Annotated in this window: 22 protein-coding genes, 1 tRNA gene and 1 pseudogene; 12 read left to right on the top strand and 12 right to left on the bottom strand. The window is 72.3% G+C overall.

What is annotated here, in order from left to right; all coding sequences use genetic code 11:
• Window positions 1-28 precede the first annotated feature (28 nt).
• The 5 genes and pseudogenes from ACZ4U4_RS16700 to ACZ4U4_RS16680 form a co-directional block, all read right to left on the bottom strand.
• Window positions 29-430, bottom strand: a complete 402-nt coding sequence (locus ACZ4U4_RS16700) for a (2Fe-2S) ferredoxin domain-containing protein (RefSeq protein ID WP_467874322.1) — start codon at window positions 428-430, stop codon at window positions 29-31.
• Between the two features lie 190 nt (window positions 431-620).
• On the bottom strand, window positions 621-1,295 hold the full coding sequence (locus tag ACZ4U4_RS16695; protein ID WP_467874320.1) for an HAD family hydrolase: 675 nt from the start codon (window positions 1,293-1,295) through the stop codon (window positions 621-623).
• A gap of 118 nt (window positions 1,296-1,413) precedes the next feature.
• Window positions 1,414-2,046, bottom strand: coding sequence for a hypothetical protein (locus ACZ4U4_RS16690; protein WP_467874318.1), 633 nt, complete (start codon window positions 2,044-2,046; stop codon window positions 1,414-1,416).
• 326 nt (window positions 2,047-2,372) lie between these two features.
• Window positions 2,373-2,990: pseudogene (locus ACZ4U4_RS16685) on the bottom strand (transposase family protein); the annotation flags it as partial.
• Between the two features lie 99 nt (window positions 2,991-3,089).
• The gene (locus tag ACZ4U4_RS16680; RefSeq protein ID WP_467874315.1) at window positions 3,090-3,425 is read right to left on the bottom strand and encodes an ArsR/SmtB family transcription factor; all 336 of its coding nucleotides are present in this window, start codon (window positions 3,423-3,425) and stop codon (window positions 3,090-3,092) included.
• A gap of 170 nt (window positions 3,426-3,595) precedes the next feature.
• Between ACZ4U4_RS16680 and ACZ4U4_RS16675 the strand changes: the two genes are divergently transcribed.
• Both ACZ4U4_RS16675 and ACZ4U4_RS16670 read left to right on the top strand, forming a co-directional pair.
• Entirely contained in the window at window positions 3,596-4,738 is a 1,143-nt protein-coding gene (locus ACZ4U4_RS16675; RefSeq protein ID WP_467874312.1) for an FAD-dependent monooxygenase, read from the top strand.
• Between the two features lie 66 nt (window positions 4,739-4,804).
• A complete protein-coding gene (locus ACZ4U4_RS16670) occupies window positions 4,805-5,179 on the top strand; it encodes a hypothetical protein (RefSeq protein WP_467874309.1) in 375 nt (124 codons plus the stop codon).
• A gap of 226 nt (window positions 5,180-5,405) precedes the next feature.
• Here the strand turns inward: ACZ4U4_RS16670 and ACZ4U4_RS16665 are convergent.
• Window positions 5,406-5,493: transfer RNA gene (locus tag ACZ4U4_RS16665), tRNA-Leu, on the bottom strand.
• A 228-nt stretch (window positions 5,494-5,721) separates the two neighbouring features.
• Here ACZ4U4_RS16665 and ACZ4U4_RS16660 point away from each other — a divergent pair.
• The 3 genes from ACZ4U4_RS16660 to ACZ4U4_RS16650 all read left to right on the top strand — a co-directional run bounded on the left by ACZ4U4_RS16660 (window position 5,722) and on the right by ACZ4U4_RS16650 (window position 8,360).
• A complete protein-coding gene (locus ACZ4U4_RS16660; RefSeq protein WP_467874307.1) occupies window positions 5,722-7,047 on the top strand; it encodes a M20/M25/M40 family metallo-hydrolase in 1,326 nt (441 codons plus the stop codon).
• A 153-nt stretch (window positions 7,048-7,200) separates the two neighbouring features.
• A complete protein-coding gene (locus ACZ4U4_RS16655) occupies window positions 7,201-7,434 on the top strand; it encodes a chaplin (protein WP_467874304.1) in 234 nt (77 codons plus the stop codon).
• Between the two features lie 137 nt (window positions 7,435-7,571).
• Window positions 7,572-8,360, top strand: coding sequence for a chaplin (locus ACZ4U4_RS16650; protein ID WP_467874301.1), 789 nt, complete (start codon window positions 7,572-7,574; stop codon window positions 8,358-8,360).
• Window positions 8,361-8,560: 200 nt separating this feature from the next.
• On the opposite strand, the gene ACZ4U4_RS16645 is transcribed toward ACZ4U4_RS16650, so the two are convergent.
• Window positions 8,561-8,749: a DUF5703 family protein gene (locus ACZ4U4_RS16645; RefSeq protein WP_018537156.1), complete on the bottom strand. Its 189-nt coding sequence runs from the start codon at window positions 8,747-8,749 to the stop codon at window positions 8,561-8,563.
• 47 nt (window positions 8,750-8,796) lie between these two features.
• Here ACZ4U4_RS16645 and ACZ4U4_RS16640 point away from each other — a divergent pair, with 47 nt between their 5' ends.
• Window positions 8,797-9,474, top strand: a complete 678-nt coding sequence (locus tag ACZ4U4_RS16640) for a hypothetical protein (protein ID WP_467874298.1) — start codon at window positions 8,797-8,799, stop codon at window positions 9,472-9,474.
• Between the two features lie 237 nt (window positions 9,475-9,711).
• On the opposite strand, the gene ACZ4U4_RS16635 is transcribed toward ACZ4U4_RS16640, so the two are convergent.
• Both ACZ4U4_RS16635 and ACZ4U4_RS16630 read right to left on the bottom strand, forming a co-directional pair.
• Window positions 9,712-12,243, bottom strand: a complete 2,532-nt coding sequence (locus tag ACZ4U4_RS16635; protein WP_467874295.1) for a helix-hairpin-helix domain-containing protein — start codon at window positions 12,241-12,243, stop codon at window positions 9,712-9,714.
• Complete coding sequence (locus ACZ4U4_RS16630; protein ID WP_467874293.1) at window positions 12,240-13,223, bottom strand: aldo/keto reductase; 984 nt, start codon at window positions 13,221-13,223, stop codon at window positions 12,240-12,242. Before ACZ4U4_RS16630 ends, ACZ4U4_RS16635 begins: the two co-directional genes overlap by 4 nt.
• 125 nt (window positions 13,224-13,348) lie before the next feature.
• Here ACZ4U4_RS16630 and ACZ4U4_RS16625 point away from each other — a divergent pair, with 125 nt between their 5' ends.
• Window positions 13,349-14,398 carry an LLM class F420-dependent oxidoreductase gene (locus tag ACZ4U4_RS16625; RefSeq protein ID WP_467874290.1) on the top strand — a complete coding sequence of 350 codons (1,050 nt, stop codon included), beginning with the start codon at window positions 13,349-13,351 and terminating at the stop codon, window positions 14,396-14,398.
• A gap of 226 nt (window positions 14,399-14,624) precedes the next feature.
• On the top strand, window positions 14,625-15,404 hold the full coding sequence (locus tag ACZ4U4_RS16620) for a ferritin-like domain-containing protein (RefSeq protein ID WP_467874287.1): 780 nt from the start codon (window positions 14,625-14,627) through the stop codon (window positions 15,402-15,404).
• A 24-nt stretch (window positions 15,405-15,428) separates the two neighbouring features.
• On the opposite strand, the gene ACZ4U4_RS16615 is transcribed toward ACZ4U4_RS16620, so the two are convergent.
• A complete protein-coding gene (locus ACZ4U4_RS16615) occupies window positions 15,429-16,427 on the bottom strand; it encodes a magnesium and cobalt transport protein CorA (RefSeq protein ID WP_467874601.1) in 999 nt (332 codons plus the stop codon).
• Between the two features lie 104 nt (window positions 16,428-16,531).
• Between ACZ4U4_RS16615 and ACZ4U4_RS16610 the strand changes: the two genes are divergently transcribed.
• The 4 genes from ACZ4U4_RS16610 to mshC all read left to right on the top strand — a co-directional run bounded on the left by ACZ4U4_RS16610 (window position 16,532) and on the right by mshC (window position 20,272).
• Window positions 16,532-17,230: a histidine phosphatase family protein gene (locus ACZ4U4_RS16610; RefSeq protein ID WP_467874285.1), complete on the top strand. Its 699-nt coding sequence runs from the start codon at window positions 16,532-16,534 to the stop codon at window positions 17,228-17,230.
• 138 nt (window positions 17,231-17,368) lie between these two features.
• Window positions 17,369-17,959, top strand: coding sequence for a DUF3090 domain-containing protein (locus ACZ4U4_RS16605; protein WP_078654012.1), 591 nt, complete (start codon window positions 17,369-17,371; stop codon window positions 17,957-17,959).
• Between the two features lie 5 nt (window positions 17,960-17,964).
• On the top strand, window positions 17,965-18,882 hold the full coding sequence (locus tag ACZ4U4_RS16600) for an SCO1664 family protein (protein ID WP_467874282.1): 918 nt from the start codon (window positions 17,965-17,967) through the stop codon (window positions 18,880-18,882).
• 160 nt (window positions 18,883-19,042) lie between these two features.
• The gene (mshC, locus tag ACZ4U4_RS16595) at window positions 19,043-20,272 is read left to right on the top strand and encodes a cysteine--1-D-myo-inosityl 2-amino-2-deoxy-alpha-D-glucopyranoside ligase (RefSeq protein ID WP_467874279.1); all 1,230 of its coding nucleotides are present in this window, start codon (window positions 19,043-19,045) and stop codon (window positions 20,270-20,272) included.
• Window positions 20,273-20,418: 146 nt separating this feature from the next.
• On the opposite strand, the gene ACZ4U4_RS16590 is transcribed toward mshC, so the two are convergent.
• Together ACZ4U4_RS16590 and ACZ4U4_RS16585 are read right to left on the bottom strand one after the other, a co-directional pair.
• A complete protein-coding gene (locus ACZ4U4_RS16590; protein ID WP_467874277.1) occupies window positions 20,419-21,378 on the bottom strand; it encodes a PAC2 family protein in 960 nt (319 codons plus the stop codon).
• Between the two features lie 191 nt (window positions 21,379-21,569).
• On the bottom strand, window positions 21,570-22,241 hold the full coding sequence (locus ACZ4U4_RS16585) for a FadR/GntR family transcriptional regulator (RefSeq protein WP_467874274.1): 672 nt from the start codon (window positions 22,239-22,241) through the stop codon (window positions 21,570-21,572).
• Window positions 22,242-22,308 lie beyond the last annotated feature (67 nt).

Genomic DNA, 22,308 nt, shown 5'->3' with positions numbered 1-22,308 from the left:
GGCGCGCCACAGGGAGTGGCCGCCGGACTCACCCCTCCCATGTCTCCCGCACCCGTCGCGACACCGTGAACGCGTACAGATCCAGCACCCCGGGCGGCTCCGCGAGCCCCGGCCCGCCGGCCCGTATCCACGCCGCGATGTCCGCCAGCGCATCGTCGTCGTTGACCAGCCCCAACCACACCGGACGCCCGCCCGCGACCCGCCCGGCGGCCGACGGCTGGACCACGACGACGTTCGCCTGATCGCAGACGTCCAGGCACTCCGAGGCGCGCACCGGCGCGGCATCGCCCAACGCCGCCCGCAGCCGCGGGATCTGCCCGGCGTGATCGACACCGGGAACCTTCGCCCCGTCACCACAGCAGCAACCACGGCAGACGGTGACCCGGCACGGAGCTTCGGCGGCGACGCGTCCAGAACGCTTGGCACTCATCCGGCCCATGCTACGTGCGCCGTTGACGGCCCCTCCGCCCACGCCGTCCCCCGGCCCGACCTGCACCTTCGGCGGCGGCACGCCCCGCCCCGCCGCCCTCCCCGCACGCACCGCCGAAGGCCCCGGGCGAACCCGGGCGGGAACGAACCGGGCCACGCCCCTCCAGCCGATCGCCGCGCCCCGGAGCGCTCTAGAAGTGCCGCACCAACTCGCCGAACGCCCCGAGCCGCAGCACCTTCCCGTCCGCCGGATCCAGCTCCGCGTGCTCCAGCACCCACGTCCGGTCGTGCGGGATGAAGACGGCGTTCAGCCCCGCCGACCGGGCCGGCAGGATGTCCGACCGCGGCGAGTTGCCGATCATCCACGCCTCCGCGGGCGCCACCCCGTACTCCCGCACCAGCCCCTCGTACGTGGTGACGTCCTTCTCCGGCACGATGTGCACGCCGCGGAAATGCCTGCTCAGCCCGGACGCCTCCACCTTGCGCCGCTGCTCCTCCGCCTCGCCCTTGGTGAGCATCAGCAGCTCATGACGGACCGCCAGCTCCGCCAGCGTCTGCGGCACCCCGTCGATCAGCTCCACCGTCCCGCCGCCGAACGCCGCCGCCCACCCCTCGATCCGCGCCGCCTCCCGCGCGTTCGCCGGACGCCCCCGCAGCCGCGCCAGACACTCCCCGAGACTGCGCAGAAACACCTTGCTGCCGTACCCGTGCGTCACCGCGTTCGCCGCCTCGATCCCGTCGAGCACCGCCCGCACCTCGTCCCGCCCGAGCCCGGGACGCGCCATCCAGTCCGTGAACTCCTCGATGACCCGCTCGAAGATCACGTTGTTCTCCCACAACGTGTCATCCGCATCAAAGATCAACACCCGCGCAGCCTCCCCGTCCCGAACCACCCACCAACGGCGCGCAGGCTACGGGCCCGGGCCCGCGGATGCACCGGAATTACGTGGGGGCGCCCAGGGAGGGGGCGCGGGGGCCTGCGCTTTACGGAATGGGGTCCTTGTGGGACAGCGTGCCGGGAAAAGCCGTCAGAAAGGCGTCGTCCTCAGGGATGATGCTCGTTCCCCAGGACCCATCGGCGAAGCCGATCTGAAATTCCTTCAAGCCCTTGTACTTGCGACGCGTCCACGCAATGCTGTCGCGACGGAAGGCCGGCCCCATCTCATACGCATCGCCCAGCTTCGAGCTACCGCGACGCTTTTGCCAGTAGAAAAAACGCGCATGACTTTCGGTGAGCGCGAAGGCCGTCACCACACCCCCGGAGCACCGAGGCTGCGTGGCCGCCATCCACTGGCCCGCCAGACTCTCCCATGTGCCGAAGAAATTATGATTCCCCTTCCTCCTCCGCTCTCTCAGCTCAGGATCATTGCTACTCGTGTCGGGATCCGGGAATGCGTTGAACACGACCTTGAAAAGCATCGGGACGAAGGAGAAGGCGCGGGCCCACCCATCGCCCGGCATACTGTGCCCGGCCAGCACGTTCGGCCGCACAGACTTAGGCGCGTCACCACCACCCGTGTTTCCTTGGGCAACGTGAACGGCATGAAAGATCTCGGCATGCTTTTCCTCGGCAGGGAGTGCCGCTCGCGCGCGCTCCGCAAGGTTGTATTGATTCATCCTGAGTACTCCTGAGCGCCTTTCAGTTCATTCGAAAGCAGAGTCCGCGGGTGTGGAATGGGTAGAGCGGAAGTAGGTCGATGTTACCTAGAAGGGTGAGCGATATGGTCGGGGTCCGGGCAGCAGGTATTCTGGAATGTCGCGATATAGTCGAGTTTCATATTGAGTATCTTGGTGAGGCGATCAGCCCTGATTCAAGGTGATTTCTGATCGGCTGAAGTCGCCGTTCTTGTTCAGCTCTTCGACGTCAATGTCGTTCGGTTGCTCCGGGGGTGGGGCGGCCTGACGATCCCACTCCGCGTGGCGTCAGTGAGCCTTTTCCAACCTCAGCTTGAGCATGTCAGGTGCAGGGTGAGAACGGCCTGGACGAGGCTGGTGATACGGCTGGTAGAGCATCGCAGTTTGCGCATGAGCCGCCAGGTTTTGAGGGTGGCCATGGCCTGTTCTACGAGTGCACGGATCTTCGCGTGTGAGCAGTTGACGGCCCGCTGGCCAGGGGAGAGAGTCTCCCAGCGCCCCCAGTAGGGAACTCGCACGGTGCCGCCGGCGCCCCGGTAGCCCTTGGCGGCCCAGCATTCCACCCCAGCACCCGCCAGGGCACCGATGATGCCGTGGGTTCGTGCGGCCTTGATGTCGTGGACGGATCCCGGCAGCGCGGGCGACGCCCACAGTAACCGTCCCGCCGGGGCGGCGACCACCTGCACGTTCATGCCGTGCTTCTTATGTTTCCCAGAGTGGAAGGGTCGGTCGACGGCGATCCGGTCGATCGGCAGCAGCGTGCCGTCCAGGATCACGAACGCCTTGCCGGAGGCTGTCCTCACCGACTCGGCGAGGGTTGGCGCCAGAGCGGCCAAGATGTCGACGACCTCAGCGATGTACCGGTAGGCGGTGGTGGTGCCCACGCCGAACCCGGCGGCGAGCTGAGCGTAGGTATGGCCGCATCGCCTTCGTACCCGCGTCGTGCCCGGCTACCTGCGAGCGGCGCGAGCTGGATTCGGTAGAGATCGCGGCTCAGGGCCCACTCGGACTCCCCTCCGGTGTGCTCAGAGAGGAGCGGTGTCGGCCGGGGGCTCTGCTCCTAGGAGCGCGAGCAGCCCGGGGAATCTCTTCTCGATGTCCGCGCGTCGTAGTCGGATGCCCTTGCGGTTGCCGTAGTCGATCTCGTCAATGAGACCTGCCTCGCGCAGGACCCGGAAGTGGTGGGTCTGGGTCTGCTTCGAGACCGAAAGATCGAACGAGTTGCAGCCCCGCTCGCTGTCGCTGCGGTCGGCGGCCAACTCTGTCATCACCGAACGACGGTGCTTATCCGCGAGGGCGCGAAACACCGCCCCCAGATCGAGCGCATCGACCTCCGGGCCAACCAGCTTCATCCCGGCCACACGGCACCCCCTTCAGGTATGACTTGCATCGTACCTGAAGGGCATGCTTCCCTGAGGTACGAAATTCATCGTACCTTGGTCCGGTTGCACCGTCCCGTGCCGCCGCTCCCTCAGACCCGGCCCGGCACTCGCCGGGGACCTGGTCATCGACACTCCGAGAGGTCATCGTCATGAAGAAGCCCGAGGTGCTGATAGTCGGTGCCGGAATCGCAGGGCCCGCACTCGCGTACTGGCTCTCCCGGAATGGATACCGGCCGACGGTCGTCGAACACGCCCGGCAGCTGCGCTCCGGTGGCAGCGCGATCGTCGTGAAGGGGCCCGCGATCCCGGTCGCCGACCGCATGGGACTCCTCCCGCAGCTCCGCGAGCTCGCCACCCGCAATCGGTCACTGACCCTGCTCGCCCCCGACGGCAGGAGAATCCTGCAACTCCCGCTCACCTCGGACGAGGCGCCGACGGTCGAGGTGACCCGGGCCGACCTGTCCGAGGTGCTCCACCGGTCGGCGCAGACCGAGGCCGAGTTCTTGTTCGACGACACGGTCACCGCGCTCGACCAGGATGAAGGCGGGGTGGACGTCACCTTCCGGCGGTCCGCGCCACGGCGCTTCGACTTGGTGGTCGGTGCCGACGGGATGCACTCCACCGTACGGCGCCTGGTATTCGGACCCGAGCGGCAGTTCGCGAGCGACCTGGGCCTGTACGGCGCGACCGTCCCGCTGGAACCCGACGCCATCGAGGACCCGACCGAGATGACGATGCTGACCGTGCCGAACCGGATGCTGGTCCTCCACCCCTCGCGGACCACCCCGCTCGCGATCTTCACCTTCCGGGCCGCACAGCCGGCGCCCCACGACCGCAAGAACCTCGCCCTTCACAAGCAGACCGTGGCCGACGCCTACGCCGACGTGCGGTGGCGGGCACCGGAACTCGTGGCGGCGTTCCTCGACCACCCGGCTCCGTTCTTCGACCCCCTGACCACCGTCCGGGTGCCCTCGTGGTCCCGCGGACGGGTCGTACTGCTCGGGGACGCGGCGGCGGCGACAGCCCTGCTGGGTGACGGGTCCAGCATGGCGATGGCGGGCGCGTACGCCCTCGCGGAAGAGCTCGCCGCCCATCCCGGTGACCACGCCCGCGCCTTCGCCGCCTACGAGTCGCGGCTCCGCCGCGAGGTAGGCCCGCAGCAGCGACGTGTCGGTCTGCTCTCCAGGCTCATGGTGCCCCGCACCCGGTCGGGCCTCGCGGTGCGCAACGCGGTGGGCCGCGCGGTCGGTCGCACGAACCGGATCGCCTCTCGCGAAGCCGCGAACCGGTAGACCGGGTCCGCACCGACCGCTCACCGGTCGGTGCGCAGCTCCGCGGTGGCTCTCAGCCGGCCCGCCATGTCCGACGAGCCCGGCTCGGCGTGGCAGGTCATCGCCGATGCGGCAGATCGACTGCTGTCGCCCCACCCACCGTTCCCGGCGCTCGCCACGACAAGGGTGCTGTCGGTGACTACGCCCCGCGACGCGGAGGTGAAGTACTGGGCGGACAAAGCGTATCAAGGCGCCGACGGCATCATCCGGCTACCCTTCCGCAGCCTGCGTCTCAAGCTGCGGCAACGTCGGCACTACAGCACCCACGCCAGGATCAGTTGCCTCGACGAGCAAGTGGCCGCCCTGAAGGGCTGGCGCCTCCCGCGGAAACTCCGCTGTAGCACCAACCGGGTCACAGTCATCGTGAAGACCATCCCCGACCTTCGTCACGCCTCAACCTGAGGTTGGAAAATGCTCAGTGAGTCCGACTGGGTGCAGGTCCGTGTGTCTCGGCGGAGGTCCGGGGCCTGGGAAGTCGTTGAGCGGCAGGTCTCCATCTATGGCGAGGTACCGAGATTCACGCCGTCGCCCCGCATATGACGCGTGTCACGTGCTCGCCGCACCCTTGGGGTCACGCGCCCACGGGCCCAACAAAAAGAAAGACCCCAGATCAACTGGGGTCTTCCGCTGGTGTCCGAGGGGGGACTTGAACCCCCACGCCCGATAAAGGGCACTAGCACCTCAAGCTAGCGCGTCTGCCATTCCGCCACCCGGACAAGGTGTCTGCCGTTCCGGCCTGGGCCGTTCCGACAGAGAAAACAATAGCAAACCTTTCGGGGTGCTCGATCACCCGCACGTCGGGGCCGGTCCGCGCCTGTGACCAGGGCATGTCGGCCGTATTGCGGCCTTGGGCGGAGGCCGCCCCGGGGGGAGGATGGCGGTGGACCCCGCCGCGGCCGGTCCCTGGGTGGACGTGCCGCGGCCGTGAACCACAAGGAGGCAGCGTGAGCGAGTCACAGCCGGCCCGTACGGTCACCGGTGAGGACGAGGTCGTCGACCTGTGCCGGGACCTGATCCGGATCGACACCAGCAACTACGGCGACCACTCCGGTCCCGGCGAGCGTGCCGCGGCGGAGTACGTGGCGGAGAAGCTCGCGGAGGTCGGGCTGGAGCCGCAGATCTTCGAATCCCACCCGGGCCGGGCCTCGACGGTCGCCCGTATCGAGGGCGAGGACAGCTCCCGTCCGGCCCTGCTCATCCACGGCCACACCGATGTCGTCCCGGCCAATGCCGACGACTGGACCCATCACCCGTTCTCCGGCGAGATCGCCGACGGGTGTGTCTGGGGCCGTGGCGCCGTGGACATGAAGGACATGGACGCGATGACGCTGGCGGTCGTCCGCGACCGGATGCGCTCCGGCCGCAAGCCGCCCCGCGACATCGTCCTGGCCTTCCTCGCCGACGAGGAGGCCGGCGGTACCTACGGCGCCCGCCACCTCGTCGACAACCACCCCGGCCTCTTCGAGGGCGTCACCGAGGCGATCAGCGAGGTCGGCGGCTTCTCGTTCACGGTCAACGAGAACCTGCGCCTCTACCTCGTCGAGACGGCGCAGAAGGGCATGCACTGGATGAAGCTCACCGTGGACGGCACCGCCGGACACGGGTCGATGATCCACCGCGACAACGCCATCACCGAACTCTCCGAGGCCGTCGGCCGGCTGGGCCGTCATGAGTTCCCGGTGCGCGTCACCAAGACGCTCCGCCACTTCCTGGACGAGCTGGGCGACGCCCTGGGTACCGAACTCGACCCGGAGAACATGGAGGACACGCTGGCGAAGCTCGGCGGCATCGCCAAGCTGATCGGCGCCTCCCTCAAGAACACCGCCAACCCCACCCAGCTCGGCTCCGGTTACAAGGTCAACGTCATTCCCGGCCAGGCCACCGCCCATGTCGACGGCCGCTTCCTGCCCGGCTACGAGGAGGAGTTCCTGGCCGACCTCGACCGCCTCCTCGGCCCGCGCGTCAAGCGGGAGGACATCCATGCCGACAAGGCGCTGGAGACCAGCTTCGACGGTGCCCTGGTCGATGCGATGCAGTCGTCGCTGCTGGCCGAGGACCCGATCGCGCGGGCCGTGCCGTACATGCTGTCGGCGGGCACCGATGCCAAGTCGTTCGACCGGCTGGGCATCCGCGGCTTCGGGTTCGCGCCGCTGAAGCTGCCGCCGGAGCTGGACTTCGCGGGGATGTTCCACGGTGTGGACGAGCGGGTGCCGGTGGACGGGCTGAAGTTCGGTGTCCGTGTGCTGGACCGTTTCATCGAGGCGAGCTGATCGCCCCGGCAAGAGGTGAACTGCCCAATACTGAGGGGTTTTTCGCTGGAAAGAGTGAATACCGGGTTGTCCTCGTAGCCTGATGGTCCTCCACGTCGTTGCAGGCTGTGCGGTCCGCGGCTGGGATCGCACTGCCAACGTAGGAGGATTTACATGATCAAGAAGGTCGTCGCTGCCGCGGCGCTATCCGGTGGTTTTGTGCTCGCCGGCGCGGGCCTGGCTGTTGCCGACTCGGGAGCCGCGGGGGTCGCTGTCGGTTCCCCGGGTGTGATCTCCGGCAATGTGATTCAGGTTCCGGTGCACGTCCCGGTGAACTTCTGCGGTAACACCGTCGACATTGTCGGGCTGCTGAACCCCGCCTTCGGCAACATCTGCATCAACGACTGACGTCGCATCTGTACCCGCAAGGGTCCGATCCGGTCGGCTCCGGAACGCCTCGCGTTCCGGAGCCGCTGAGGATTCCCGCGGGCGGCATGCTTCCGCGTCCGTCCGCATTCGCAAGGCACGAGGCAGGGGAACAACCTATGAGACAGGTCGCACGCAAGGGCCTGATCACCGTGGCGGCTGCAGGCGGCATCCTCGCCGCCACGGTCGGCTACGCACACGCCGACGCGGGCGCCCAGGGTGGCGCAGCGAACTCACCCGGCGTCGCATCCGGCAACAACGTCCAGGTCCCGGTGCATGTACCGGTCAACGCCTGCGGCAACACCGTCGACATCGTCGGGCTGCTCAACCCGGCGTTCGGGAACAGCTGCGCCAACGGCTCCGGCGAGCACCGGACTTCGCCGGGCGGGGGGCACCACGAAGAGGGCGGCAAGCCCGCAGGCCACGACGGGGCGCAGAGCGGGCACGGCGGCTCGCACGGCTCGACCGCCGAGGGTGGCGCCGTCGGTTCGCCGGGCGTCGCGTCCGGCAACAACGTCCAGGTGCCGGTCGACGTCCCGGTCAACGCCTGTGGCAACAGCGTCGACATCGTCGGGCTGCTCAACCCCACGTTCGGGAACGAGTGCGGCAACGACGCCGTCCCGACCCGCCCGGCCGAACCGGCCGAGCCGGGACACCCGGCGAAGCCCGGGAACCCGGAGCAGCCGCACCACCCCGGCGAGCCGGTGAAGGAGCACCCCTCCACACCGTCCACCCCGGGGCCGCGGCCGCAGACGGCGTCGCACGTCAAGATCGCCGACACTCCGGAGCCCACGCGTGAGCTCGCGCACACCGGCGCCGAGTCGATCGGATACGCGGCCTCGGCCAGCGCCGGTCTGATGCTCGGTGGCGCACTGCTCTACCGTCGGGCCCGCGCCGCACGCAGGTGAGGTAGCGCCGACACGGCATCGCAGGACGGAGCGGGCCCCGCACACCGGCGGGGCCCGCTTCGCGTTGCCGTGAACGACCGCCCGCAGTCGCTCCGTGTGGCCGCCGTTCGGCGCTGGGTGCACACCTTCGGAGACGGTCGGCGCACCCCGCCGGGCACGGCGTGCCGCCGGCGCACACCGTCAGCGGGCGGCGGGGACCGTCACCACGTGGCGCGGAGCTGGCGGATGATCCGGCGGCGCAGTCGCACCCGGCGGCTGCCGTCGGGGTTGAGGCGCAGGCGGTCCAACTCCCAGTGCCCGTACTCGGCGTGGTCGGTCAGCAGGCGTGTGGCGGCCTTGCGGGAGACCCCCCGCGGCACGTACACATCGCAGAATTCGTATTCCGGCATCGCATCTATTGTGCGGGACCGGCCCCGGTACGGATAGCGTCTGCACCATGTCTGATGCTGCGCAGCCTTCCGCTGCCGAGGTACGTGCCGCCGCCGAGGCGGTCAAAGCCGCACTGGACCGTCACCTCGACGCGGTGGAACGCCGCTCGGGGCAGGACGATCCCGCCGTCTACGCCGCGTTCGACGAGCTCGCCGCCGCGGCAGAGGTCTACGACGAGCTGCTCTACGACACCTACGACGAAGTCACCCCCTTCGAGATCCCCGGAAATGACCACCTCCCCGCCTACCAGGGGCCGGAGGAACCCAGCGCGCTGAGCGTGCTGATCCGCCGGGACTACGCGGTCGCCGATCCGCAGCGGCTGCTCCATCAGGCACAGCGCGTCGCCGATCTCGACCCGGACACCGCGGACGATGTGGCCCGCGCCCCGGGCGAGAGCGGCGCCGCGGTGGTGGGCTCCAGCGTGTACGCGGCGCTCGGCGTTCTCTTCGGCGAGTTCGAGCCGGACGAAATCGCCTCCCGGCACAAGGAGTTCGGCCTGGAGGAGGGCGACTCCACGCTCTGGGTCGCGGCCGCCGACGACCTGCCGGAGCCGGGGGAGTGGCTGTCGGAGCCGTTCGAGGACATCGATCCGCAGCAGGTGGTCTGCCGGTTCGACGTCAGCTCGGTCTTCGACGAGGAGCTGGACGAGGAGCAGGACACCGGCGGGCCCGACCGGGGGCGCTGAGCAGCCGCTTTGCCCGGCCGGTAGTGGGCCGGGCCGGACTGACGGGCCTGACGGCCTCGGAACTGCCCCGGGGAGCCGGGAGCGCGTGTGCGTTTCCGGCTCCCCGGGGCAGTGGGCTGTCGGGGCCCGTCCGGGGGGGGCGGCGGGGGCACCCCGGGCCGCCGTCGCCCGGCCGTCCGGCGGCAGCGGCGGCGGTACGGGCCCGGCCCTTCCGTCGCCGCTCGCCGTCCTTCCGCCTCAGTCCGCCTGTGCGGCCTCCGCCGCGGCCTGGGTGTTCTGCTGCTGGAGCAGGGTGCGCAGGCGGGTGGTGCGCTCCTTGGCCGGGAGGTCGGACACGGCGTGGGGGAGGGCCTGGTCCACGCCCTGGACCACCGACAGATGGCGTTCGCCGCGGCTGAACGCGGTGTAGACCCAGGCGCGGTTGAGTCCCTGGGCGGCGTCGCCGGGGAGCACCACGACGGCCGCGGGCCAGCGCATCCCGGCCGCCTGATGGGCGGTGAGTGCCCAGCCGTGCCGGAGCGCGCCCGCCTCGACACGGGCACGCCCGACCACGAGGGGGGCGCCGTCGCAGTCCAGCCGCAGGCCGTCGGCGTCCGCGCCGGTGACCGTGGCGGGCACGGTGCGGCCCGGGGCGGGGGAGTAGGCGACGCGGTCCCCGGGATCGAAGCCGCCGAACCGGCCGGGGCCCGGATTGAGCCGTTCCTTGAGTGCGGCGTTGAGCGCGCGGGTGCCGGCCGAGCCACCGTGGCCGACGGTGATGACCTGTGTCTCCTGCGGCGGCACGCCCAGCGCCCGGGGCACCGAGTCGGCCACCAGCTGGACCGTGCGGTGCACCGCTTCCCGGGCGTCCCGTACGGGGACGATCACCACTTCCTTGCCAGGTGCCTCCACCGGGCTCAGCTCCCCGATGCCGATACCGGAGACCAGCTCCCCGATCGGGCCGAAGTCCGGGGTGCGCGAGGCGATCTGCGGGCAGCAGCGGGCGGCCAGCAGATCGGCGAAGAGGCGACCGGGGCCCGCGGACCAGAGCACACCCGGGTCACCGCTGAGCACCAGTCGGACCCCGTCGGCCAGCGACTCGATGAGCACCGCCGCGGTCTCCAGGTCCAGCTGCGGGGCGTCGAGGACGACCAGGAGGTCGAGGGCGAGCGCCCCGTCCGCGTCCCGGCCCGGACCCTCCTGGCCCGACAGCAGCCCGGCGACGGTGACGGCCGCCGCGCCGGCGTCCGCCGCATCCGGGGAGTCCGCAGCGGTGAGCTGGGCGGCGAGCCGGGCGCGGCCGTTGCCGGTGTGGGTGGCGGCGTAGGCGCGCAGGCCCAGGGCGCGGGCGGCGGTGACCAGCGCGGCGGGCTCGGCGCGGGCCGCCTCGGCGCCGGTGTGCGCCACCAGACCGCTGTGGGCCACGGCCCGGATCAGCTCGGCCGCGGAGGGCGAGGGGGCTGCCGCGGCCGCGGCCTCCCACTGCGCCGCGGAGGGCCGCACCCGCCCCTCGGCCGTGGCGTCCCCGCCCTGTGCGTCCGCCCCGTCTCCGGCTTGGGCGTCTGCCTCGTCCCCGGCCTGGGTGTCGTCTGCTTCGTCCCCGGCTTCCGGCTCCGCGGCCTGCGGTTCCGCGCCCTCGGCGGCCTCGCCGGCCGCCGATTCCGCTGCTTCCCCGGTCTCCGGCTCGGCCTGCCCGGCCTTTTTGGACGGGTCTTCGGAGGCATCCGGCTCGCCGTCCTCCGCTGCCTCGAACGTGTTGAGCAGCCGGGCCAGTCCGTCGGCGACGCTCTCCTCGGCCATCGCGTAGCGGTCGAGGCCCAGCAGCACCCGTACGGGGGTCTCCTCCTCGTCCTCCGGGGCGGGGTGGGCCGTGCCCGGGGTGTCGAGGGCGTCCTGGAAGACGAGGGCGGCGCCCTCGGCGAGGGCGAGCTGGAGGGCCTCGTCCGGGTCCGGCACCGCCCGCCGGTCGAGCGCCGCCCGCAGTGCCGACGCCTCCAGGGCGGAGTGTCCGGCCAGCGCGGCCTGCTCCAGCAGCCAGCCGACGAGCGCCACGGAGCGCCGCTCGTCACCGGGGCCGCAGGCGGCGCCCAGCAGCGCCCGCGCGAAGGTGTCGGCCTGCTCGGGGCGGACGCCGGGCACCGCGAGCAGCTGCCACGGGTCCTCGCGCAGCGCCTCCCCGGCCCGCTCGCCGAGCACCTCGGCCGCCTTGCCCGCCAGCGCCTCCGGGGCGCCGCCCGCCGCCAGCACCTGGCGTACGCCGTCGATCCCCTCGGCGGTGGGCGGCAGCGGGCGCGGCGGTGCGGCCGGCGCCGTCTGCCGGACCTCGGCCGGCGGGGCCGCGGCCCGCGCCGGAGCGTCACCGGGAGCCCCCTCGGCACCCTGCGGAGGCCGCCCGCCACCCGCCGGACCTCCCGCGGGAGGCGCCGCGGCGGGCCGGGCGGCCGGAGGGCGCGGTGCGTCGTTGAAGAAGGACGCGGCGGAACGCTCGCCGCTCTCCACCGCCCGCACCGCGGCCGCCAGCGCCGCGGCCGTGGCCTTCCCGCCCGGAGCCGGGGCGCCGGTCGCCGCACCACTGGCGGCCGCCCCGGCCGCGCCCTGCCCGGCCCCGGACGGGCCCGCCGCGTCACCCGAAGGAGCGGCCGCCGCCCCGTCGCCCGGGGAAGCCGTCCGTGCCGGGCCCTCCGAAGCCGTCGGCTCCTCCGAAGCGCTCGCCTCCGCGGCGGCGGGCGGGCTGCCCGGCGCGGCCTCCTGCTCGGGCGCGGTCTCGCCGGAGGGGCGGTCGGTGCTCACAGCGTGCTCCAGTGGTGATCGGGACAGTGGTGGTCCGGGGCCGACACGTCGTCCAGCGCCCGGGTGATCTCGTCAGGAAGCGTAAGCGCCTCCACTGACAATGCCGCCGCGAGCTGCGCCGATGTACGGGCGCCGACGAGCGGGGCGACGACTCCGGGGCGGTCGCGCGCCCACGCGAGTGCGACGTGGAGCGGGGTGACGGCGAGCCCGTCGGCCGCCGTGGTGACCGCGTCGACGATGCCGTCGCACCGCTTGTCCAGATACGGCGCGACGAACCCGGCCAACCGGTCCGAGGCGCCCCGCGAATCGATCGGCGTGGCGCGGCGGTACTTGCCGGTGAGCACCCCGCGGCCCAGCGGTGAGGCGGGCAGCAGGCCGAGGCCCAGGTCGCGGGCGGCGGGCAGCACCTCCCGCTCCACACCGCGCCGGAGCAGCGAGTACTCCACCTGCGCGCTCGCCAGCCGGGTGCGCACCGCGGGCTCGGCCAGCTGCCAGGTGGCGGCCTTGGCGAGCTGCCAGCCGGAGAAGTCGGCGAGCCCCGCGTACCGCGCCCGGCCGCTGCTGACGGCGGTGTCCAGCGCCTGCAGCGTCTCCTCCAGCGGGGTGTGCGGGTCGAAGGCGTGCAGCTGCCAGAGGTCGACGTGGTCCGTGCCCAGGCGGCGCAGCGAGGCGTCCAGTGCGGCCAGCAGATGGCGGCGTGAGCAGTCCACCCGGCGATCCGGCGCAAGGACGCTGCCCGCCTTCGTGGCGATCACCAGATCGGTGCGCGGCACCAGGCCCTCCAGCAGCCGCCCGAGCAGCCGCTCGGCGCCGCCGTCGGCGTAGATGTCCGCGGTGTCGACGAGACTGCCGCCCGCCTCCCAGAACGTCTTGAGCTGCTCGGCCGCACCCCGCTCGTCGGTGTCGCGCGCCCAGGTGAGTGTGCCGAGCCCGATACGGGACACGCGCAGACCCGTACGGCCGAGATGCCGTTGCTCCATGCGGCCCGAGGTTAGTGGCCGTCCGCCGCGCGCAGGCGACCTGTGGACAACCGCCGATGACGGCGGGCGCCGGTGCGCGCTAGAGTCCCCGCAACGTGACGTTACTGATCGGTAAGGGGAGCGGCATGAGGCTTGGCATCAACCTCGGTTACTGGGGCGCCGGGATGGACGGCGACAACCTCGCCGTGGCGCAGGAGGCGGACCGGCTCGGCTACGCGGTCTGCTGGGCCGCCGAGGCGTACGGATCCGACGCACCCACGGTCCTGTCCTGGGTCGCCGCCCGCACCGAGCGGATCGACGTCGGCTCGGCGATCTTCCAGATCCCGGCCCGCACCCCCGCCATGACCGCGATGACCGCGGCCACCCTCGACTCGCTCTCCGGCGGCCGCTTCCGCCTCGGCCTCGGCGTCTCCGGCCCGCAGGTCTCCGAGGGCTGGTACGGCGTGAAGTTCGACAAGCCGCTCGCCCGCACCCGCGAGTACGTCGACATCGTCCGCAAGGCGCTCTCCCGCGAGCGCCTGTCGTACGAGGGCGCGCACTGGACGCTGCCGCTGCCCGACGGCCCCGGCAAGCCCCTCAAGCTCACCGTCCACCCCACCCGCGAGCGGATCCCGCTCTACATCGCCGCGATCGGCCCCAAGAACCTGGAGCAGACCGGCGAGATCGCCGACGGCGCGCTGCTGATCTTCCCCTCGGCCGAGCACCTGGAGGAGACCGCCCTCGCCCCCCTGCGCGCGGGCCGCGCCAAGGCCGGGCTGACGATGGACGGCTTCGACGTCTGCCCGACGCTGCCGCTCGCCGTCGGCGAGGACGTCGACGCGCTCGCCGACATGTTCCGGCCGTACACCGCGCTGTACGTCGGCGGCATGGGCAGCCGCAAGCAGAACTTCTACAACAAGCTCGCCACCCGCATGGGATACGGCGCGGAGGCCGCCGAGATCCAGGACCGGTACCTCTCCGGGGACAAGGACGGCGCGGCCGCCGCCGTTCCGCGGCAGCTGATCGACCAGACCGCGCTGCTCGGCCCCGTCGAGCGGATCGCGGAGCGGATGCAGGCGTACGCCGCCGCGGGCGTCACCACGCTGACGCTGGCGCCCGCCGGATTCACCCTGGACGAGCGGATCGCCGCCCTGCGCGCGGGCACCGAGGCGCTGGAGAAGGCCGGGCTCGCCTGATACGGGAAGCCGCCCGGTGCACGGGCACCGGGCGGCTTGCGGACCGCGGCCGCGGTGGGAGCTCGGGGCCTCCCCGCCACGGCCGTCACCGGGGACAACGCCCCGCCGACCACCCGGTTACGCCCCCGCTCGTTCGCACGGAGGAACGATCCTCCGCCTCCGGTTGCCGGGTGCGCAGGGCCGCTCTTGACTGTGCCTCCAGGAGTGTCCTTCGGAGGTGGCGCTGATGCTCTCGGCCCGGAGCCTGTTCCAGGAAATCGTCGACAACGACGAGGCGTACCGCCTCTTCTGCTCCATCGCCGCGGGCGGCGAGGCCCAGGGCGGCTGGGAGAACGGGCGGATCGCCGCCCTCATCCCCGAGGGGCGGCGCGACCTGGCACCCAAGGCCGCCCGGCACGGCGCCGACGAGGACAAACACGGCCGGATCTTCCGCGCCCTGCTCCGCAGACGCGGCCTGGAGGCGGCCACCGTCCCCGCCGCCACCGACTACACGATGCTCCTGGAGCGCCGCGGCATCGGCCTCGCCCACGACCGGCTCCGTGGCACCGCGCCGCTGACCGAGGAGGACGTCGTCACCTACCTCGCGCACAGCCGGGTCACCGAGCAGCGCGCCGCCGAGCAGATGCGGCTGCTGCGCAAGTACTTCGGCGACCACCCCGAGCTGGGCCGCGCGGTCCGGATGATCTCCCAGGACGAGGACAACCACCTCGCCTACTGCCACGAGGAACTGCTCCGCCTCGCCCGCGACGGCCACGGCCGCACCATCCAGCGGATCCTGCGCGACTGCGCGCTCGCCGAGATCGCCGTCCACCGGGACGTCAGCCTCGCCGTCATGGACCACATGGGCCGCATCCTCGGCTGGTCCGCCCCCAAGGCGGCCCTCCTCGCCGTCGGCATCCGCCTCCGCTACGGCTACGAACGCCTCGTCGGCTGGCGCCGGATGGTCAGCCTCCGGATGCCCGAGCGGCGCGACGCCCTGGGCGGGCCGGTCACCGAGTACGCCTGAGCCGGGCGCCTCCCGCCGGCCCGCTCACAGCCAGCCGCGCCGTTTGAACAGCCGGTGGAGCGAGAACTCGATGACCGCCATCGCCAGCAGCACCCCGGCGTAGCCGAAGCGCAGGCCCAGCTCCGGCATGTGGTGGAAGTTCATGCCGTAGATCCCGGCGATCAGCGTGGGCACGGCGGCCAGCGCCGCCCAGGCGGAGATCTTGCGCATGTCGTCGTTCTGCCGCACCCCCATCTGCGCCAGATGCGCGGAGAGGATGTCGGACAGCAGCCGGTCCAGGCCGTCCACCGAGTCGTTGGCGCGTGCCAGATGGTCGCCGACGTCGCGGAAGAAGGGTCGCGAGCCGTCGGGCACGAACGGCACGCCGCTGTTCTCCTGGAGGCGCGTCATCGGCTCGGTCAGCGGGCCCGTGGCACGCCGGAACTCCATCACCTGGCGCTTGAACGCGTAGATCTCGGCGGCGGTGTTCCGGCTCTCGGTGCGGTCCGGGGAGAAGACCTCGGCCTCCAGGTCCTCCAGATCCGCCTGCAGCTCCCCGGCCACCTCGATGTAATGGTCGACCACCGCGTCGCTGACCGCGTAGAGCACCGACGTCGGGCCGTGCCGGAGCGTCTCCGGCTGGTGCTCCAGGCGCCGCCGGACGGCCGCCAGCGGGCCGGTCTCGCCGTGCCGGACGGTGACGACGAACGCGTCGCCGACGAAGACCATCAGCTCCGTCGTGGTCACCGTGGCGGTGGCGTCGTCGTAGGCGACCGGCTTGAGCACCAGGAACAGCGAGTCGTCGTAGACCTCCAGCTTCGGCCGCTGGTGCGCCTTGAGGGCGTCCTCGACGGCCAGCGGGTGCAGCCCGAACTCGGCGCTGATCCGCTCGAACTCCTCCGGTGTCGGCTCGTGGACGCCCAGCCACAGGAAGGCGTGGCCGCGCCGGCGGCGCGCCTCCTGGAGCGCGCTCGGGAAGTCCTCGGGGCGCTCCGTGCGGCGCCCGTCCCGGTAGATGGCGCAGTCCACGATCACACCAGGCATTCTCACCCCGGCCCCGGACTCCTGCCAGGGAACGGTCGGCGGACTCGGGGAACGGTCGGCGGACTCCTGCCGGGGAGTGGCCCGGGGAACGTAGGGTGGCCGTCATGCCCACGCTGATCCTGGTGCGGCACGGCCGCTCCACCGCCAACACCTCCGGCGTCCTCGCGGGCCGGACGCCCGGAATCGCCCTCGACGAGCGCGGCACGGCGCAGGCCGCGGGGCTCCCCGCACGGCTGGCGCAGGTGCCGCTGGCCGCCGCCGTCACCAGCCCGCTGCAGCGCTGCCGCCAGACGCTCCGCCCGCTGCTCGACGCCCGCCCCGAGCTGCCGCTGCACATCGACGACCGCATCAACGAGTGCGACTACGGCGACTGGTCGGGCCGCAAGCTCGCCGAGCTGAGCGGCGAGCCGCTGATGGAGGTCGTCCAGCGCCACCCGTCGGCCGCCGCCTTCCCCGGGGGCGAGTCGATGCGCGCCATGCAGGCACGCGCGGCCGACGCGGTCCACGACTGGAACGCCCGCATCGAGGCGGCGCACGGCCCGGACGCCACGTACCTGATGTGCTCGCACGGCGACATCATCAAGGCGCTGGTCGCCGAGGCGCTCGGCCTCCACCTCGACCTCTTCCAGCGGATCTCCGTCGAGCCCTGCTCGGTCACCGCGATCCGCTACACCCGGCTGCGGCCCTTCCTCGTCCGGCTCGGGGACACCGGCGACTTCGGCGGACTGACGCCCGCGCCGGACGCGACCGGCTCCGGGGACGGTGGTGAGGCGGCCGTGGGCGGTGGTGCGGGAGCACCGTGATCAGCGGGCGCAGTAGGGTGGTGCGACGGCGCTGCCCGTGACACCTCTGCGAACCGTGCCGTGAGCGCACTGACCGCACTGAACACAGGGGCCGCAGCGACCGCTCAGCCCCCGCAGTCGAGCAATCGGAGCAGGACGTTGTCCCGTCAGGTGTTCTTCTACGACGCGCCGGACCGCTTCGTGGCCGGTACGGTCGGGTTGCCTGGCCGCCGGAGCTTTTTCCTCCAGGCCACCGCGGCCGGCCGGACCACCAGCGTCGCCCTGGAGAAGACGCAGGTCGCCGCGCTCGCCGAGCGGATCGACGAGCTGCTGGACGAGGTGGTGCGGCGCAGCGGCGGCAACGCCCCGGTGCCCGCCGTCGCCCCCGCCGAGCTGGCCGACACCGCGCCGCTGGAGACGCCGGTGGAGGAGGAGTTCCGCGTCGGCACCATGGCGCTCGCCTGGGACGGCGAGGACGAGCGCATGATCATCGAGGCGCAGGCGCTGGTCGAGCTGGACGCCGACAGCGAGGAGGACCTCGCCGAGGCCGAGGAGCGGCTGCTCCAGGACGACGAGAACGGCCCCCCGATGCTGCGGGTGCGGATGACCGGCACCATGGCGCGCGCCTTCGCCAAGCGCGCCCTGGAGGTGGTGAACGCCGGACGCCCGCCGTGCCCGCTGTGCAGCCTGCCGCTCGACCCCGAGGGCCATGTCTGCCCACGCCAGAACGGCTACCGGCGGGACGCCTGACCGCCATGGAACCCACCGCAGAACCGGCGCTCCCGGGGCCCGCGACACCGCCGGACGGACCGTCGGCCGAGCCCTCGGCCGACGGCTCCCGGAATGTTCAGGAAGCCTTCCTGAACGACGAGAACCTTCAGGCAGCCTTCCTGAACGCGGGGGAGCTGACCGTTCGCGGCCGTATCGAGGAGGCGTCCAACGCGGTCCTCTTCTGCACCGTGACCCACGAGGGCCGCACCCTCGACTGCGTCTACAAGCCGGTCGCGGGCGAACGGCCGCTGTGGGACTTCCCCGACGGCAACCTCGCCCAGCGGGAGGTCGCCGCGTACGAGATATCGCGGGCGACGGGCTGGGGGCTGATCCCGGCCACCGTGCTGCGCGAGGGGCCGTACGGCCCGGGCATGGTGCAGCGGTGGATCGAGGTGCCCGAGGCGGACGACGAGGAGATCCCGCCGCTGCTGGCGCTGGTCGAGGGGGACGAGCCGGGGCCGGGCTGGAAGGCGGTCGGGTTCGCGGAGACCGGACAGGGGCGCCCGGCGCTGCTGGTCCACGCCGACGACGTCCGGCTGCGGCGGCTGGCGGTGCTCGACGCGGTCCTCAACAACGGGGACCGCAAGGGCGGCCATCTGCTGCCGGGCCCCGGCGGGCGGCTCTTCGCCATCGACCACGGCGTGACCTTCCACACCGACGACAAGCTCCGCACCCTGCTGTGGGGATGGGCCGGGGAGCCGCTGCCCGACGAGGCGGTCACGGCGTTGGAGCGGCTCCGCACCGAGCTGGCGGAGGGCCTTCCGCTCGCCGCCCGACTGGCCGAACTTCTCACCACAGCCGAGACCGCCGCACTGCGCGCCCGGGTCGCCGCACTGCTGGCTTCCGGCCGTCATCCCGAGCCCGGCGGCGACTGGCCGCCGATCCCCTGGCCACCGGTCTGACACACCGCCGGACCCGGCGCACGGGGCGCGGGCGGGCGGCGGATGAGGGGCGCGGACCACCGCCTGATGCACGTTCCGGCCTCGAACGCAAGAACGCCTATCCGGTCGTTACCGGCCCTCCGGTTCGTATGCGGAACCAGCATCCGGTTAGTCTCAAGACATGCATGCATGGCCCGCTTCTGAGGTCCCCGCCCTGCCCGGTCAGGGCCGCGACCTGAGGATCCACGACACCGCGACCGGCGGACGGGTGACCCTCGACCCCGGTCCCGTCGCCCGTATCTACGTCTGCGGCATCACGCCGTACGACGCCACCCACATGGGGCACGCGGCGACCTACAACGCGTTCGACCTGGTTCAGCGCGTGTGGCTCGACACGAAGCGCCAGGTTCACTACGTGCAGAACGTCACGGATGTCGACGATCCGCTGCTGGAGCGGGCCGTCGCCACCGGGGACGACTGGACGGCGCTCGCCGAACGCGAGACCGCGCTGTTCCGCGAGGACATGACGGCCCTGCGGATGCTCCCGCCCCGCCAGTACATCGGAGCCGTCGAGGCGATACCCGGCATCGTCCCGCTCGTCGAACGGCTCCGCGACAACGGCGCCGCCTACGAGCTGGACGGTGACATCTACTTCTCCGTCTCCTCCGACCCGCACTTCGGCGAGGTCTCCGGACTCGACGCCGAGGCGATGCGGCTGCTCTCCGCCGAACGCGGCGGCGACCCGGAGCGGGAGGGCAAGAAGAACCCCCTCGACCCGATGCTGTGGATGGCCGCCCGCGACGGCGAGCCGAGCTGGGACGGCGGCTCGCTGGGCCGCGGCCGGCCCGGCTGGCACATCGAGTGCGTCGCCATCGCCCTGGAACACCTCGGCATGGGCTTCGACGTCCAGGGCGGCGGCTCCGACCTGGCGTTCCCGCACCACGAGATGGGCGCCTCGCACGCCCAGGCGCTGACCGGCGAGCACCCCTTCGCCAAGGCGTACGTCCACGCCGGGATGGTGGCGCTGGACGGCGAGAAGATGTCGAAGTCCAAGGGCAACCTGGTCTTCGTCTCGGCGGTGCGCCGCGACGGCGTCGACCCGGCGGCGATCCGGCTGGCGCTCCTGTCCCACCACTACCGCAGCGACTGGGAGTGGACCGACGCGGTGCTGGCCGAGGCCGTGGACCGGCTGGCGCGCTGGCGCGCCGCCGTCTCCCGCCCCGACGGCCCGCCCGCCGAGGCGCTGCTGGAGGAGGTCCGTACGGCGCTCGCCGACGACCTGGACTCGCCCGCGGCGCTGGCGGCGGTCGACCGCTGGGCCGCCGCGCAGGAGTCCGGCGGCGGCGACGACGAGGGCGCGCCCGGCCTGGTCTCGCGCACGGTGGACGCGCTGCTGGGCGTCGCGCTGTAACCCCGCACCAACCCGAAGGGGCGTCTCCGCATCCGCGGAGGCGCCCCTTTGCGCGTACGGGGCACGCGGGGAGGCCAGGGTATGCGGACGGGCGGGGCCGGACCGCTCCGGTCCCGCCCCGCCCGTCCGTGACGTCTTCCCGCGGGCTACCGCCCGCCGTCGGCCTCCGGCCCGTCCGGCGGGTCGGCTCCGGCGTCCTTCGGGTCCCGGGACTCCTTGGGGAGCCGGGGCCAGGCGCGGCCGGCGTCGGTCTGCGGGTCGCGGCGGCGCAGATAGCGCTCGAATTCCCGGGCGATGGCGTCGCCGGACGCCTCCGGCAGATCCGCGGTGTCCCGCGCCTCCTCCAGCGTCTGGACGTACTCGGCGACCTCGCTGTCCTCGGCCGCCAGCTGGTCCACGCCCAGCTGCCAGGCGCGGGCGTCCTCGGCCAGCTCACCCTGCGGAACGCGGATGCCGAGCAGGTCCTCCAGGCGGTTGAGCAGCGCCAGGCTGGCCTTCGGGTTGGGCGGCTGGGAGACGTAGTGCGGCACCGCGGCCCAGAGGCTGACGGCCGGGACCCCGGCGTGGGTGCACGCCTCCTGGAGGATGCCGACGATGCCGGTCGGGCCCTCGTAGCGGGACTCCTCCAGGTCCATGCGGGTGGCCAGGTCGGTGTCCGAGGTGACGCCGCTGACCGGCACCGGCCGGGTGTGCGGGGTGTCGCCGAGCAGCGCGCCGAGCACCACCAGCATCTCCACGCCCAGCTCATGGGCGAAGCCGAGGATCTCGTTGCAGAACGAGCGCCAGCGCATGCTCGGCTCGATGCCGCGGACCAGCACCAGATCGCGGCGGCGGCCCTTGCCGTCGGAGTCCTCGATGCGGACGACCGACAGCCGCGTGGTGGGCCAGGTGACCTTGCGGACGCCGTCCTCCAGGAAGACGGTCGGGCGGTTGACCTGGAAGTCGTAGTAGTCCTCGGCGTCGAGCGCCGCGAAGACCTTGCCCTGCCACTCCCGGTGCAGATGAGCGACCGCGGCGGAGGCGGCGTCGCCGGCGTCGTTCCAGCCTTCGAACGCGGCCACCATCACCGGGTCGACAAGCTCGGGAACACCCTCCAGCTCGATCACCCAGCGCCTCCTTCCGGCCGGTGTCCCACCGCTGCGCGGCCACCGGCACCCCGTTTCCTTGCGTGCGCTCCCCAGCCTACGGGGTCCACGGCGTCCGACCGCAGCCCCTGTGCACGAATGAGTGCTCATTCATCCGAGGTGTTCGGAAGGGCCTTCGAGCGCGTGGCCGCCGCACCCGGTGCCGCCCGCCCTCACCCCGCCGTCCGCACCCACCGCTCCACCCCCGCGAGGTGGACCGTGGCCCACGCCCGCGCCGCCTCCGCGTCGCCCTCGCGCAGCGCGGTGAGGATCGCGTGGTGCTCGGCGAGCGTCCGGGCCACCGCGTCCCGCTGCGCGAGCCGGCCCCGGACCCGGGCCCGGGTGGCCGGGCCCGACAGGCCCTGAAGCAGCGCGCAGAGCACGGAGTTGCCGGACGCCGCCGCGATCCGCCGGTGGAACTCCAGGTCACCGGCGACCAGCTCGGCCTCCGACGGCTCCGGGCCCAGCGCGTCCAACCCGGCGTCCAGCGCGTCGAGTTCGGCCACGGCGATCCGTCCGGCGGCCATCGCGGTGGCGGCGGGCTCCAGGATGCGGCGGACGGCGAGGAACTCCAGCGCCGTGTCGTCGCGGTGGAAGTCGACCACGAAGCTCAGCGCCTCCAGCAGCAGCCGAGGGGCGAGGCTGGTGACGTAGGTGCCGTCGCCCTGCCGTACGTCGAGGATGCGGATCAGCGACAGCGCCCGCACCGCCTCGCGCAGCGAATTGCGGGACAGGCCCAGCTCAGCGGCGAGTTCGCTCTCCCTGGGCAGCCGATCGCCCGGCCGCAGCGCCCCCGAGAGGATCATCCCCTTGATCTTCTCGATGGCCTCGTCAGTGACCCCCACGGCCGACCTCCCCGTTCGGAACCGCCGGACATCCGCCTCCAGACATCCGATGTCTGGGACATTATGG

It is taken from the genome of Streptomyces sp. NPDC029159 (assembly GCF_055564055.1).
This window is presented reverse-complemented; position numbering and strand designations above follow the sequence as displayed.